Source organism: Ensifer sp. 2TAB8 (genome assembly GCF_052115125.1).
GTDB lineage: Bacteria > Pseudomonadota > Alphaproteobacteria > Rhizobiales > Rhizobiaceae > Ensifer.
Genome location: NZ_JBFRGB010000024.1, coordinates 1 through 14340, shown reverse-complemented (window position 1 = coordinate 14340; position 14340 = coordinate 1). Strand labels below are relative to the sequence as shown.

Annotated in this window: 16 protein-coding genes; 8 read left to right on the top strand and 8 right to left on the bottom strand. The window is 62.1% G+C overall.

The window, feature by feature from the left end:
* Position 1: 1 nt before the first annotated feature.
* The 6 genes from AB4Z53_RS28025 to phnF all read right to left on the bottom strand — a co-directional run bounded on the left by AB4Z53_RS28025 (position 2) and on the right by phnF (position 4748).
* Positions 2-829, bottom strand: coding sequence for an ATP-binding cassette domain-containing protein (locus tag AB4Z53_RS28025; RefSeq protein ID WP_441598816.1), 828 nt, complete (start codon positions 827-829; stop codon positions 2-4).
* Positions 829-1752 carry an alpha-D-ribose 1-methylphosphonate 5-phosphate C-P-lyase PhnJ gene (locus tag AB4Z53_RS28020; protein WP_441598815.1) on the bottom strand — a complete coding sequence of 308 codons (924 nt, stop codon included), beginning with the start codon at positions 1750-1752 and terminating at the stop codon, positions 829-831. Before AB4Z53_RS28020 ends, AB4Z53_RS28025 begins: the two co-directional genes overlap by 1 nt.
* Positions 1749-2846, bottom strand: a complete 1098-nt coding sequence (locus AB4Z53_RS28015; RefSeq protein WP_441598814.1) for a carbon-phosphorus lyase complex subunit PhnI — start codon at positions 2844-2846, stop codon at positions 1749-1751. Before AB4Z53_RS28015 ends, AB4Z53_RS28020 begins: the two co-directional genes overlap by 4 nt.
* Positions 2846-3391 (bottom strand): phosphonate C-P lyase system protein PhnH, encoded by a 546-nt coding sequence (phnH, locus tag AB4Z53_RS28010; RefSeq protein WP_441598813.1) that lies wholly within the window; start codon positions 3389-3391, stop codon positions 2846-2848. Before phnH ends, AB4Z53_RS28015 begins: the two co-directional genes overlap by 1 nt.
* Positions 3392-3393: 2 nt before the next feature.
* On the bottom strand, positions 3394-3852 hold the full coding sequence (locus AB4Z53_RS28005) for a phosphonate C-P lyase system protein PhnG (protein WP_441598812.1): 459 nt from the start codon (positions 3850-3852) through the stop codon (positions 3394-3396).
* Positions 3853-3974: 122 nt separating this feature from the next.
* Complete coding sequence (gene phnF / locus AB4Z53_RS28000; RefSeq protein WP_441598811.1) at positions 3975-4748, bottom strand: phosphonate metabolism transcriptional regulator PhnF; 774 nt, start codon at positions 4746-4748, stop codon at positions 3975-3977.
* 415 nt (positions 4749-5163) lie between these two features.
* Here phnF and AB4Z53_RS27995 point away from each other — a divergent pair, with 415 nt between their 5' ends.
* From AB4Z53_RS27995 to AB4Z53_RS27970, 6 genes are read left to right on the top strand one after another with little or no spacing between them, the layout of a single operon-like run.
* On the top strand, positions 5164-6207 hold the full coding sequence (locus AB4Z53_RS27995; protein ID WP_441598810.1) for a transporter substrate-binding domain-containing protein: 1044 nt from the start codon (positions 5164-5166) through the stop codon (positions 6205-6207).
* A gap of 29 nt (positions 6208-6236) precedes the next feature.
* Positions 6237-6818: a protein-tyrosine phosphatase family protein gene (locus AB4Z53_RS27990; protein ID WP_441598809.1), complete on the top strand. Its 582-nt coding sequence runs from the start codon at positions 6237-6239 to the stop codon at positions 6816-6818.
* 44 nt (positions 6819-6862) lie between these two features.
* The gene (locus AB4Z53_RS27985; protein WP_441598808.1) at positions 6863-7435 is read left to right on the top strand and encodes a GntR family transcriptional regulator; all 573 of its coding nucleotides are present in this window, start codon (positions 6863-6865) and stop codon (positions 7433-7435) included.
* Positions 7432-7941: a protein-tyrosine phosphatase family protein gene (locus AB4Z53_RS27980; RefSeq protein ID WP_441598807.1), complete on the top strand. Its 510-nt coding sequence runs from the start codon at positions 7432-7434 to the stop codon at positions 7939-7941. The genes AB4Z53_RS27985 and AB4Z53_RS27980 overlap by 4 nt, the downstream gene beginning before the upstream one ends.
* 8 nt (positions 7942-7949) lie before the next feature.
* Positions 7950-9143 (top strand): ABC transporter permease subunit, encoded by a 1194-nt coding sequence (locus AB4Z53_RS27975; RefSeq protein WP_441598806.1) that lies wholly within the window; start codon positions 7950-7952, stop codon positions 9141-9143.
* Positions 9140-10237: an amino acid ABC transporter permease gene (locus AB4Z53_RS27970; RefSeq protein WP_441598805.1), complete on the top strand. Its 1098-nt coding sequence runs from the start codon at positions 9140-9142 to the stop codon at positions 10235-10237. The genes AB4Z53_RS27975 and AB4Z53_RS27970 overlap by 4 nt, the downstream gene beginning before the upstream one ends.
* A 161-nt stretch (positions 10238-10398) precedes the next feature.
* On the opposite strand, the gene AB4Z53_RS27965 is transcribed toward AB4Z53_RS27970, so the two are convergent.
* A complete protein-coding gene (locus tag AB4Z53_RS27965) occupies positions 10399-11310 on the bottom strand; it encodes a LysR substrate-binding domain-containing protein (RefSeq protein ID WP_113540148.1) in 912 nt (303 codons plus the stop codon).
* 171 nt (positions 11311-11481) lie between these two features.
* On the opposite strand from AB4Z53_RS27965, the gene AB4Z53_RS27960 reads away from it, so the two are divergent.
* Together AB4Z53_RS27960 and AB4Z53_RS27955 are read left to right on the top strand one after the other, a co-directional pair.
* Entirely contained in the window at positions 11482-12735 is a 1254-nt protein-coding gene (locus tag AB4Z53_RS27960; protein WP_441598804.1) for an aromatic ring-hydroxylating oxygenase subunit alpha, read from the top strand.
* Positions 12725-13816: an FAD-binding oxidoreductase gene (locus tag AB4Z53_RS27955; RefSeq protein WP_441598803.1), complete on the top strand. Its 1092-nt coding sequence runs from the start codon at positions 12725-12727 to the stop codon at positions 13814-13816. Before AB4Z53_RS27960 ends, AB4Z53_RS27955 begins: the two co-directional genes overlap by 11 nt.
* Positions 13817-13923: 107 nt before the next feature.
* Here AB4Z53_RS27955 and AB4Z53_RS27950 read toward each other — a convergent pair.
* The coding region (locus AB4Z53_RS27950; RefSeq protein WP_441598802.1) for a zinc-binding dehydrogenase at positions 13924-14340 on the bottom strand (417 nt) is incomplete at its 5' end.

Sequence of the window (14340 nt, the reverse complement as noted above, 5' to 3'; positions counted from 1 at the left end):
CTCAAAGCTTCGCGTGAACGAGTTGCTGTGTGTAGGCGTGCTGCGGATCCTGAAAAATCTGGTCAGCAAGCCCCTGTTCCACAACCTCGCCCCGGCGCATCACCATAACGCGGTCCGCCATTGTCCGTATGACACCCAGGTCGTGCGAGACGAGAACCATGGTGATGGCCCGGTCGCGCTGCAGCTTCTTGAGTGTATCGAGAACGAGTGCCTGGACGCTGACATCGAGGCCCGTAGTCGGTTCATCGAGAAGCAACAGTGCCGGTTCGAGCGCGATCGCCTTTGCAAGCTGAACGCGCTGCTGCATCCCGCCGGAAAGCTCGACGGGACGCGCATCCATGCGCGCCAGCGGGAACTCGGATGCTTCCAGCGCTTCCCTGGCGCGGGCCCGAAGGGCTGCAAAGTTGCGCTCCCCGGCAATCAGCAGCCGCTCGGCGACATTGCCGCTGCTGCTGTTGTTCATCAGCAGTCCGAGATGCGGGTTTTGATAGACGATACCGATATGGAGCGCCCGCAGTATCCGCCGCTGGAAACGGTCGAGGCCGAAGAGATTGCCGTCATCACGACCTGGCAATGCCAGATGATAGGTGCCTTTGTCGGGCGTATCTTCAAGGTTCATCATGCGCAGCAACGTCGATTTTCCTGAACCGGATTCACCGACGATGCCGAGCACCTCACCCGGATAGACCGTGACATCCACGTCGACCAATGCTCTGACATCACCGAAGCTGCGGCTGATGCCGCGCATGCTCAGGATCGGATCTGCCGTCATCAGCCGTGGCGGCTGGTATTGAATGGCCGGCTGGCCATCGAAGAATGTGGAGGGCATCAGTCCATCCTTCCATTGTTGTACCAGGTTGCGCCGATGTTCACCGGCTCCCCTTCAGATTTGCGTATGTTCTTGATGCCGAAATAGCTGTCGGACAGTTCATAGCGGGACGTGCCGTCTTCCTGCGGAAGCTCGTTCATGAAGAAGCCGGTGACCTCGCTGCGGTGGCAGGTCTTGTCCTGATGATCCTCGACGCGATAGGGAACATCGTCGAAGACGAGCGGCTCGACGCTGGTGTAAGGCGGCACGGCGAAGATGCGTTTCTCGCGACCGGCCGACAGGATCGTCAAATGGTCGGCCTGATCGAGCTTCGGCACGTCCCAGCGCGGAATGGGTGACGGCGTCATCACGTAGCGGCCGTTGACCATGCTCGGATAGCTCGATCCCTGCATGATGCGCCCGGATCTGACGAGCTGCTCGTAGAGCACCAGCCAGAGCTGGCCATAGTCGGCGTCCCCATGCATTTCGCGCGCGGTCGACATGTCCGGCTGGACGGGCCGCAGCGGCTCCGGATTGGGGACTTGCAGGACGAGGATCTGATCCTCGCGCATCTTCTCCTCGGGAATGCGATGCCGGGACTGGATGAGCGTCGCCTCCTCGGTATCGCTCGTCTCGGTGGCGCCCCCCACCTTGCCGAGGAACTTGCGGATGCTGCTCGCATTGACGGAATCGTCGGCACCCTGATCGATGACCTTCACCACCGAATCCGGTTTCAGGAGCGTCAGCGTCACCTGCAAGCCACCCGTTCCCCAGCCACGGGCGATCGGCACGTCGCGGCTGGCATAGGGGACCTGGTAGCCGGGAACGGCGATCGCCTTCAGAAGGCGTCGACGGATTTCCCGCTTGGCAGATTCGTCGAGGAAGCCGTAGTTGAAAGCCGCCCAAGGCTTTGTCAGTTCCTTCAGTTTAGCGTTGGACTTCACGACACGACCTCATCTTCTCTTGCCTCGTTTTCCGTCTTCGATTTGACCTTCGCCGTCGCTTGCGCGCGGTCGGCCGTAACCCGGCGCAGCGCGTCGAGGCTCGACTGGAAGGTGACGTAGTGCGGCAGCTTGAAGTGAATGCAGAACCCGGAGCTTTCCACCGGTTCCGTGTGATAGAGCACGAACTCCTCGTTGGAGGCCGGATGTGGATTGGGCTGGTTGGAAGCAAGGTCGAGGGTCGCAGCAGCGATCACCTTCACCTCGTTCCAACCGAAGGTCGCCGAGAAGCCGAGCTCGAGGCCAGTGGCAGCCTTCGAGATCACCTCCGTCTGACTGACCCTGATGCGGCCAGCGGAAAAGACTGTGCCGCGCGGATGCCGCATGCGCACCGGTGCTTCGGCAAGCCGCAGCTCGTTGACGGTCGGGTGCACCGAACCATAGCCGCGCATGGTGGCGTAACCGAGTGCGAGCGTGCCGCCGGTATCGGCGCGGGCAAGCGACTGAAGCTTGTGAGCGCGACTTGCCGGGAACAGCAGCGGTTCGCGGGTAACGTCGGGAATTTCCTCCGGCTGTACCGGCTCTGTCGGATGATCCGGTATCAGCCCCTGCATCTTCTGCCAGGCGGCCAGCGACGGCTGCGTGGCCGGCGCAGGTTTCATGGCATCCTCGACACCCGGTGCTGCATAGTCCTCACCGCCCAGAACGCCGACCTCCAGGAGGCGATGCGAGTAGTCGAGCGTCGGACCGAGGATCTGTCCCCCCGGAATATCCTTGAAGGCCGCAGAAATGCGCCGCACCGTGAACAGATCCGGCTGCTCGACCGGCTCGGCCACGGCAAGCCGTGGCTGCGTGGTGCGATAGGCGCGCAAAAGCAGCACCGCCTCGTAAAGATCTCCACCGGACTGCGCCAGGGCCAAGGCCGCCAGGTCCGGCTCGTAGAAGGAAGCTTCACCCATGACGCGGTCGACCAGGTATGGCAGACCATCGCGCACGGCATCGACCCGCGCCTTGGTGATCGTGCCGAGGTCTTCCCGGTAGAGCCGTTCGGATTGCTCGATGGCGCGCTCACCGCCCCTTGTTGCCACATAGGCCATCACAGCACCTCGATTTTGGTTGAGCGGGGAATGCCGATCAGCCGGTCACCATCCAGAAGAAAGAGATCCCAGCCGAGTGGATAACGGAGCGACTTCGCGCGCATGGACCAGAAAGACGGATGAATACCGTCAACCTCGATCGTCAGGGTGTCACGAACGCCGGGGCCGGACAGGCGCAAGGCCTGACCGGAACCGAAACGGGCGGTCGCAAAAAGCGTCGCGGCTTCGTCCGGGTAGGACAACGAACCGATCTTCAGCGCGGCAAGCGCTGCCACGCCTGTCTCCGCATCAATGGGCGCGAAGACGTAGTCGGCTTTGTCGATCGCAGCAGGTTTTGAACCCGTCAGAGTGATCAGGTCCGAAAGTGCTCTGTCGGTTTCGGCGTGGAAACTGCATTCGCGGTCGATCAGGCTTTCGGCAACGGCATTGAAACCAGCGGCCGGAAGGCGCCGTTCGATACCGGGGCGGGCGATCCCCCACATCAGTTCCTCGAAGACTGCATTGGTGCGAACGTCGTCAACGGTCGGTGTGATGGCGAGCGTCATGATCAGAAGGTCTCCATCTCTACGCGTGTAGCCTCGACCTTGCGCAGCCGCGCCCGGTCGGCCTCATCCTGTTGCGCGCGTTCCGCATCGAGGCAGGCAAGAATCTGTTCGCGGGAAAGCCCGGCGGCAATTGCCGCATCGATCACGGCGACGCTCATGGCATGCTCGAGATCGCGGCCCACAACGGCGCCATATCCTTCGACACCGTGCGAGGGCACGCGAATATGCGCCTCCGCCATCAGCACTTCACCCAGATGGAAGGCTGTGCTGCGAACCGTATCAACGAAGGGCAGCATGGCCAGCCCTGTGCGATTGACGAGGACCGAAACCTCGCCCAGCGCATCCAGCACCTGTTCGGCGCAGTTCTTGATAGGGTCCGGTCGTCCCGCAGCCAGAATGCTCAGGATTTCGTCATGGCGGTAATGGCCGATAACTCTGTCCGTTTCTCTCACGTCGCTCATCGTTCTTTCTCTGATAGACCTCGAATTTCGCGGGAGTACCCTCCACCAAGGCAAAGACGTCGGAGGTGCTCCCACCCCTTTTTCGCCGAACGCAAACCGCTGCGGCATTTGCTGGTATCGCTTCAGGTATCCCCGCCCTCGTCGGCGGGTTGCTCGTCGTAATCGACAACGAACTGGATACGCTCGCCCGCCCACACGACTTCCGAGTAGCCGATAGGATTGCCGGCCATATCGACGTCGACCTTCTGGACGACGAGCACCGGCTGCTCCTCCAATTGCGCGAGCAGGCGCGCTTCCTCGCCGATCGGCAGGCGGGTGAAGATCATGGTGCGATGGCGCAGATAGTCGGGAATGCCGAAGTCCCTGTAGATCTCGGTCACTGAAACGCCCTGGCCACGGCGGATATGCATGTTCGGGAAGCGCGCCACCGGGTGGTAGGCGCGACTGACAGTGATCGGCACGTCGTCGGCAAAACCGCGACGCACGATCATATAGACCGCATCGCCCTCGGCGATGCGCAGCGAAGATGCGACCACCGGCGGTGCCGCTATCTCAAGCTCCTCGACCGGCTGGCCGGAGGGAACGCGGCCCTGCTCCTTCAAGTTCCTGCTGAACCGGGTCCGTCGCGCGATGTTGTAGCGGATGACGGATTGCTCCTCCACGAAGGAGCCCCGCCCCTGCTCCACCCGCACCTTTCCGGCCGCAGCGAGTTCGGCTATCGCGCGGCGAACCGTATGCCGACCGACGCCGAAGCGCTCCATCATCTCCGTCTCGGTCGGCAACCGGGCACCCGCCGCAAGAGCGCCGGACGCGATATCCCGATTGAGCTGTTCCTCGACGGTTTGCCATTGGCCCCATTTGGATCGGACCGCGATATCCTCAGTCATCTTTATCATTCGAATGACTCCTGAATTCATTCGGATGACACGATGTGTAACAGCCCAGAGTGACAGTTGTGTGTAACTCGAACAGGCTTTCCCTCGCAGCGATCACTGGCTGATGGGCAACGGAGTAGCGTTCCATCTTTTCAGACGGTTGGCATATCCTCGATCTTGGTTCGGCCCCTTTGGCTAGGTCCCTCGTGGCGTTACAGCCGGCGCATATCTGGCCGACCGCCTGCATGCCCAACGGCGCGAACCCGAACCGCTGAGCAAGCGGTCCTCCTCCGCCACTCACTCGGTCGAGCCCCGATAGTCGACGCAATACTATTCTGTCCCGTCGACTACCCCGTTGACAGCAGGAAAGACCGCTTCTACCTTACACATGTATACAGGTATAGCTGTCTTTACCTGATTGAGGAGGGGAAACATCATGCTTCGGTCTTATCTCGCGGCAGCGCTCACCTGCGCCGCCGGTCTTGCCATTACGTCCCAGGCTCAGGCGGGTCCGGTTTTTGATGAGGTGGTCTCTGGCGGCAAGCTCGTCTGCCTGGTCAGCCCCAGTGCGCCGGGCTTTTCCGTGCCCGACAGCGCCGGCGTCTTCCAGGGCTTCAATGCCGATTTCTGCCGCATGGCGGCCGCCGCCATCCTCGGCGATGCGAGCAAGGCGGATATCCGCGGCATCGGCTTTTCCGACTCGCTGAAGAGCCTGGTCTCCCGGCAAGCGCACATGGCTTCCCGCTCGGTCACGGAAACCGGAACGCGCTCGGCCGATCCCGGCCTCGCCTTCGTCGCGACCACATTTTATGACGGCCAAGGCTTCATGGTGCCGAAATCACTGGGCGTGAAGTCCGCTACAGAATTGAAGGGCGCAAGGATCTGCGCCGAGGACGGTTCGACGACACTGCTCAACATCGCAGACTGGTTCGCCGCCCAAGGCCTTGCCTACAAGGTCGAAAACATCGCCGACAAGACCGCACGCCTGCAGGCTTTCTTCGCCGGCAAATGCGACGCCTACGCCTCCGACATGACTGCGCTTGCCGCCGACCGCCGCCTGGCCAAGGTTCCCGACGACTACGAGCTCCTGCCAGAGATCATCTCCGCCGAACCGCTAACGTTGGTGACCCAACCGGACGAAACGCTGGAAAAGGCAGTGCGCTGGGCATTCCAGGTCATGTTGAACGCCGACGAACTGGGCATCAATTCGACCAATGTCGATGCCGCCATTGCCGATCTCGACAAGCAGCCGAAGGCCGTACAGCGTCTTTTCGCCAAGGACGGCGCGACCGCGGACATGGCCGCCAAGATGAAGCTGCCCGCCGACTGGGCCTACCAGGTGATCAAGCAGGTCGGTTCCTACGGTGAAGTGTACGACCGCCATCTTGGTCCTGCGACGCCCTTCAAGCTCAAGCGCGAAGGTACCCAGAATGCCTCGACCACCAATGGTGGCCTGATGTACGCCTATCCGATACGGTAAAGAGAGCGGYCAGAAGGAGGAACGGCGGCGTGGCGGATGTAGTCGATCTCATATCCATCCGCGCCACCGTCGATTGCCCCGGCGGCGGACGCCTCGTGACCCTCGGCGCGCCCGGTGTGACGATCGATCCTCGCGGTGAGATCTGGGTCGATCCCGAGGGGATTGACGAGACGCTCGCCGCGCTTTCCGCCTGCGGGGCCGGTCTTTTCCTGTTTCTGGCGCGCGACGGTGACTGCCCACCCGGCTTCCGCGCCCTGCTGCGCAGGCGCGTCAGGCAGAGAGGCATCGCGTTTGCGGCCTTGCCGATCGACGATTTTTCCRCACCCGGCGCGGCGTGGATGCAGGCGTGGCGGCGGCTGGAAGGGCGGGTTTCGGCCCTGCTGACCGGGGACCGGGCCATCGCGCTGTGCTGCAGCTACGGCGCCGGGCGTAGCGGCATGGTCGCAGCGCATATTCTCAATGCACGGGGCCTTTCGGTCGAAGAGGCCCTGTCTATGGTGCGCCGGGCCTTTCCGGAATCGGTCGAGAGCCCGCTTCAGGAAGCTTGGCTGCACAACCAGAACAACGGCCGCGCGGATGCGGGCCAAATCACAGGAAAGGGGAAAGCGTGAGCTTGCCGCAAACATCGAGATCCGGTCCGCCCCGTTCGGAGGACATGCTGCAGGAGTTGCGCTTCCGCATCTGCACGACCCACCCCGATACGCCGATGATGCTGCACGAGGGCAAGCTGGCGCAGGAGTTTGGCGTCAGCCGCACCCCGATCCGCCAGGTCCTGCAGCGCCTTTCCTTCGAGCATCTCCTCGAAACACGCTCAGGTGTCGGCACGGTGGTAAGCACTCTCGATCCCGCCCAGCGCAACCTGCATTTCTCCATGCTGTCGGACATGCTGAACCTTTGCACGCGCTGCTGCGCGCCGAATTTCGCCATGTCCGCCCGCATCCAGCTCGCCACGATCGGCGAACTTGCGGCCAACCCCGGCGAGGCGCTCGTCGAAAGCTACTTCGCCATCCGCGCCCGGCTCCTTGAGCTTGTCTCCGGCCTTGTGCTCGATCCGATTGCCGCCGAGGCCCATGCCGCCCTGCACTGGCGCGTGATCCGCTGGCGCATGCAAGCCGCACATGGGGATCTCGAGGCCGCCTTCGCCGCGCTGCGTGTGACCGTGACGGCAGTTTCGACGGCGCAGACGCCGGCCTACCTTCTCTCGGAGCTCGCAGCGGAAACCGCATGACCGATACACATTTCCTGCGCCCCCTCCGGCTGCCGTCAGGCATTGCCGGCACACTCTGGCTCGGGCCGATGCCCGGCCGCCTGCGACCGTTCGCCGACGACATGGACGACCTGCGTGCACACGAGATCACCCGCATCGTCAACCTCACTCCGCATGCCGAAATCGAGGAGAAGGCGCCCGGCTACGCTGCTACCCTCGCCGAAGGGATGGACATTGCCGTCGTACGGTTCCCGATCACGGATTTCGGCGTGCCCGGGGACGAGGCCGGGCTCTTCGCCCTCGCCGGCGAAACGGCGCGGTCGCTGTCCACCGGCGACAAGGTCTTCGTCCATTGCGCGGCCGGCATAGGCCGCACCGGCACTTTCGCCATCTGCATTCTGCGTGCTTTCGGCCTCGATGTGGCGGAGGCCACCGCCCTTGTCGCCAGCGCTGGCTCCGGGCCGGAGACCGAGGCGCAGAAGGCGCTGGTCGCCCGCTTTGCCCTGCCTGTCGAAACCAATCCCTGAGCGCCTCCATGGACCGGAAACTGCAAACTCCTCCAGCCTCGCAGGACGGTCCCCCCAAGGTGGGGCCTGCCGTTTCTCTTGCCGATATCGCTGTCGGTTTAGCGATCCTCGCGGCCTTCGCCGTCATCGCCTTCAACGTCCATTCCAACATGCTGGCGGCCGGCATCCGGCCGGGCTTTGCCTTCCTCTCCCAGCAGGCCGGTTTCGATCTCAGCGAAACGATCATCCCCTATGGGGCGAATGACACCTATCTGCGGGCGATCTTCGCCGGCCTCGCCAACACCGTCGTCGTCGCTGTCGCGAGCCTCGTCATTGCATCGCTTGCCGGCCTTCTGCTCGGCCTACTCAGCGTCAGCACATCGCCCGTCGCACGCTACTTCGCGCTGGCCTACATCGAACTTTTCCGCAACCTGCCGAAGATTCTGGTCCTGCTGATCATCTTCGTCGCCGCAGTGAACGGGCTGCCTACCGTCCGACAGGCGCTGGTGTTCGGCCCCTTCACGATTTCCAACCGGGCAATCTACCTGCCCTGGCTTTCGCAAGATCCACGCAATACGCTCTGGCTCTTCGCCAGCCTCTTTCTCGTTTGCGCGCTCATCTGGCTGTGGACGCGCCACGCCTCCCGCCGCCAGGCCCTCACCGGCCGTCGCCTGCCGGTCTTGCCGGTCGCGCTTGCCCTATGCGTCGCTGTGCCGGCTGCGCTTGCCGTCGCGCTCAACGCACCACTCGGGCTCTCCTGGCCGGCACTTGCAGGATTTTCGGTGGAGGGCGGCGTCGCCCTTTCCATCCAGTTCTGCACCGTAGCCGTCGCGCTCGGCCTTTATCACGGCGCGCAGATCGCCGAGGTGCTGCGCGGCGGCATCGAAGGTGTTGCTAAGGGCCAGATCGAGGCCGCGGCGGCGCTCGGCCTCAAGAGCGGCCAGACCACCCGGCTCATCGTCGTGCCCCAGGTGCTGCGCACCGTCGTTCCGCCTCTCAACAATCAGTTCGCCAATCTCCTGAAGAACACTTCGATCTCGATTGCCGTCGGCTATTCGGACCTCATGTCGGTCGCCGGCACCGCGATCAACCAAACCTTCCGGCCATTGGAAACCATGCTGATCACCATGTCGATATACCTGTTGCTCTGCCTTGCGCTCACCGGCGTACTGAACCATTGGAACGCCCGCACCCGCGCCCGGGAAGGGAGGGGCGGACGATGAGCGGCATGACACAATCGATCGGCTTCGGCCGGCTTTCCGCCTGGCTGCTGAGGCAGCTTTCCCGACCGGGCGCAAGCCTCCTGTCGCTCGCTGGCGGCTGCCTCGTGCTGGTCATCCTGTGGGCCATTGTCGACTGGCTCGTCCTCTCAGCCGTGCCACCACTTGCCGATCCGGCCGGATGTGCCGAGGCGGCAGGCGCCTGCTGGCCCTTCTGGGCGGAGAAGTCCCGTTTCATCCTGTTCGGCACCTATCCGTTCGACGAGCAGTGGCGACCGATGCTCGCCTCGCTGCTGCTACTCGGCCTTTCCATCGCCACCGGTCAGATGGCTGTCAGCGGGCGCTGGCTGGACATGAGGCTCTTCGCCGGGTTCTGGCTGGCGGGCATGGCCGCGTCCTTCACGCTGATGGGCGGGGGCATCCTCGGACTCGTTCCGGTCGATGCCACCAAGTGGAATGGCCTGCCGATCCTCCTCATCCTTTCCACCATCGCGCTGGCCCTCGCCCTGCCGGTCGGGGTGCTGCTCGCACTCGCCCGTTACCAGACGCGCCATCGGCTGCTGCACCGCGCCGCAGGCGCCTATGTCGAGATCATGCGTGGAGTGCCGATGGTGACGCTGCTGTTCGTCGGTGTCTTCGTACTGCCCTTGACGCTCCCCAAGGGCATGGCCATCGATCCGATCGTGGCGGTCCTGATCGCCCTCGTCTTCTTCCATGCTGCCTATTTCGCCGAGGATGTGCGAAGCGGCCTCATGGCGCTGCCGGCCGGCCAGCATGAGGCTGCCTCTTCGCTTGGCCTCGGCTTCTGGCAGACCGCCCGTCTCGTGCTCCTGCCACAGGCGACCGAGCGGGCCATGCCCGCATTGGTCAACAGCACCATCGGCGCCTACAAGGATACGTCCCTTGTCGTGATCCTCGGCCTGCACGATCTCAGCGCCACCGCGCGCATGGCCTTCAGCGATGTCGCCTGGGGCAATCAGGCGCTGGAGGCCTATGTCTTCGTTGGCGTCTGGTTCCTCATCTCCTGCTCATACCTTTCCTGGATTGGCCGACGGCTTGCCGCGCAGAGCGCGAAGGCCCGGCGTCGGAGCGACTGACGTCCACGTCGAAGCGACCCTCTCTTGCAGCGCGCAAGTGCTGCGGCGGAGACGAGCGTAAGTCGTTGATGAGAGAGCGTTATCTCCCTCTAGGAAAATTGCGGACCAATGGGAGCAGGAGACGGCATTGGCAGGCGAAGCATATGCGAATGCAGCACTGATCAAATCGCCTCCGTTGAACTGTCTTTCAGCCATCGAACGAAGGTGCTTGCCGCGGCGTTGCCTTGTCGGCGATGCGGAAGGACGACGAAATATGCGTTCCTGGTGGCAACCGATGCTTCGGTCACACGAACCAGGCTGTTCTGGTTCAACAGGTTTTCGACCAGGCGCTTCCAACCGAGCGTAATTCCCTGCCCATTGAGCGTCGCATAGATGGCTTCGGTGTAAAAACTGCAGCGCATGCCCGAAGGCTTCGGGGGAAGTTTGACCGAGAATTCGGCAAGCCAATCGCGCCATCCGGTCCAGGTGGGATCATCCGTGTCGTTGGTGATCAGCGGATGGCGGACAAGTTCCTCGATCGAAGCGATCGGGCCATGCTCTTGCGCATAGTCGATGCTGCAGATCGGGAAGATCTCGTCGTGAAACAGAAGCTCCGCCTGTCCGTCGGGCCAGGCTCCATTGCCATATCTGATGGCAATGTCCACCTCATCATTGTCGAGACTGGCAAGTTTGTCCTGGGTGATAATGCGTAGCTTGATCTCGGGATGGGCACGCGAAAAAGAGGCGATGCGCGGCAGCAGCCAAAAATGCGAAAACGAGATCGTCGCGCTGATCGCGAGTTCGTTGCTGCTGTCCTGCGCGGTGATATCCGCAAGCGTATCGGCAATCAGATTGAGCGCCTGCGTGCTTGCCGATGAAAGCGCCTTACCCTTCTCCGTCAATTCGACCCTGCGGTGCAAGCGCCGAAACAAGGGGCTGCCGACCGTTTCCTCGAGAAGATGAATCTGGCGGCTGACAGCAGCCTGCGTGACGCCGAGTTCGCTCGCCGCGCGGGTAAAGCTCGACAGGCGAGCGACAGCCTCAAACGTCGTCAAAGCGGTCAAAGGAGGAAGCTTTCGACGCAAACTGACCATGCGAAGTCGCCTTCTGTTTCATCTCCCGCGCGGCATGACAAACGATCACTGCGCACCTGAAAACAGGACGTTCACGCATTACATATCGTTATGTCAACGCTGAATATTAATGCCGTTGAGAGCATGGTTTTTTGCGCACATAGATTCTCCAGATTTAGATGAGGAGAAATTATGTTACAGAAGCTCCCAGCGTCCGTTTCATCCCTGCTCGATGACCGGATCGACGGTCACTCGCTGCCAGCCGGCCTCTATACGCGAGAGGACGTGTTCGAGGCGGATCTGGACGTATTTTTCCGCAAGCACTGGATCTGCGTCGGACTTGAATGCGACGTCCCGGAAGCAGGTGACGCTGTCGTTGTCGATGTCGGCAACAGCAGCCTGATCCTGCTGCGCGATGATGATGGGGAAATTCGCGTCGTCCATAATGTCTGTCGCCATCGTGGCTCCAGGCTGCTCGATGCGGGTCCGACCATCGTTTCGAAGCTGGTCTGCCCCTATCATCAATGGACATACGAGCTCTCGGGTGAACTTAGCTACGCACCCCACATGGGCACCGATTTCGACAAAAGCTGCAAGAACCTCAAGCCCATCGCCTTCAAGTCCATCGGCGGTCTGATTTACGTCTGTCTTTCCGACAATCCTCCGCAGGATATCGATCGCCTCGAACAGGTGATGGCAGAACGGCTCGCGCCCTACGATATCAGTAACGCAAAGGTAGCGTTCCAGTCGGATGTCATCGAGCAAGGCAACTGGAAGCTCACGATGGAAAACAATCGCGAGTGCTACCATTGCTCGGCCAATCACCCCGAACTCTGTGTTTCCTTCGTCGATCTCGACTTCGGCTTCGATCCTGAAAGTCTCAGCCCCGAAGATCAGGAGACGGCAAGGCAGCACCAGGCTCTCTACGAGGAACGCACCAGGCGCTGGGAGGCGGATGGCTACCCCTCGGCAGCCGTCGAGCAACTCGTCGACTGCGCGACGAACTTCCGGACGCAACGGCTGATCATTTCAGGCGCCGGCGAGTCCCAGACAGCAGACGCTACTGCCGCATCCGCCAAGCTCCTGGGCACGATGACCCGCAAGGATCTCGGCGACATGCATCTGTGGGGTCACAACAGCTGGAACCATTTCATGGGTGACCACGCGGTTGTCGCGATCGTCATTCCGTTGTCAGCGGGCAAGACGCTCGTGAGAACGAAGTGGCTCGTCCACAAGGATGCGGTCGAAGGCGTCGACTACGACCTGGAGAAACTGACGAACGTCTGGATTGCAACGACCGAGCAGGATGCCGAACTGGTGGCACGCTCCCATGCCGGCACATTGGATCCCGCCTATGAGCCAGGCCCCTACTCTCGCTTTTCCGAAACGAACCTCGACAAATTCGCCAACTGGTACATCGAGCGGATGCGCGCCCATGGATATTAGGAGCCCGGAGACCATGTCGATTGCCTTGAAGCTGCCCCTCGTTTGGAATCCGGAGACCGATGACACACTCGTGTGCATCGACGTTCGGCAGGAAACCCACGACGTCAAGACCTTCACCTTCGCCTCCCCCGACGGCAAGGAGTTCAATTTCGAGCCTGGACAGTATTTCCTGTTCGATCTCGAACTTGGGGGTGAAAGCGAAAGCCGCTGCTACAGCATCTCGTCCTCGCCCTACCGCCGCAATGCCTTCTCCGTCACGGTGAAGCGGGTCGCTGGCGGAAGAGTATCCAACTGGCTGCATGACAATCTGGCCGTCAACAGCACCGTCAAGGCGAATGGGCCGCTTGGCCATTTCATCCGCCCCAAAGGAGCCGCCAGGAAATTTCTGTTCCTGTCCGGGGGTTCGGGCATTACGCCTGTGATGTCAATGGTCAGGGCGCTCGCCGACACATACGAACCTATCGATGCAGTTTTCATGCACGCCGCACGCACGCCCAAGGATCTGATTTTCCGCGAGGAACTCGTCTGCCTGGCAAACAAGCTTGCGGGTTTGAGACTTCACTTTCTGCCGGAAGAAGTCACGAACGAGCCGTCATGGCCAGGTCTCGCCGGCCGCATCTCCGCCGACTACGTGAAGCTGGCGGTTCCGGACCTCTCCGAGCGTGTCGTGATGTGCTGCGGACCTGCTCCGTTCATGGCAGCAGCAAGAAAGATCGCAGAGGCAGCCGGCGTTCCGCCGGAGAACTACCTCGAGGAAAGCTTCGATGCGGCAGCTCTCGAAGAGCCTTCTATCCAACCGACGCCAGATGCAAGCGCCCGCGTTTTCCAGGTGGCGTTTTCGAAGCAGGCTCGAACCATTGACGTTTCTGGCGGGCAGACGGTCCTTTCCTGCGCCAAGAAGGCGGGGATCAAGATCCCGTCGTCCTGCGCCAACGGCGTTTGCGGAACCTGCAAGTCCAAGCTGGTCTCCGGCACGGTCGACATGATGCACAATGGCGGCATCCGGCAAAGGGAAGTGGACGCCGGCCTGTTCCTGCCGTGCTGTTCCAAGCCGCTCAGCGATCTCATCATCGAGCGATAGGAAGGCTTCCAAGATCCGATCCGACAAAAAGACCAGCTCGGCGACGGCCAGGCTGGTCTTTGTTTGAATCTGGCCAACGCGCGGCTGCCACGGGCCCGGGTAGCTGCCTAATAAAGCACCACCGAGCGGATGCTTTCGCCGGAATGCATCAGYTCGAAGCCCTTGTTGATGTCTTCGAGCGGCATCGTGTGGGTGATCATCGGATCGATCTCGATCTTGCCCTCCATGTACCAGTCGACGATCTTCGGCACGTCGGTGCGSCCGCGYGCGCCGCCRAAGGCGGTGCCCATCCAGCTGCGGCCGGTGACCAGCTGGAACGGCCGGGTGGAGATCTCCTGGCCGGCGCCGGCAACGCCGATGACCACCGACTTGCCCCAGCCGCGATGCGAGGCTTCGAGCGCCTGGCGCATCACCTTGGTGTTGCCGGTGCAGTCGAAGGTGTAGTCGGCGCCRCCGATCTGRTCGGCCCCGCGCTTGGTCATGTTGACGAGGTAAGGCACGATGTCGTCGCCGACCTCCTTCGG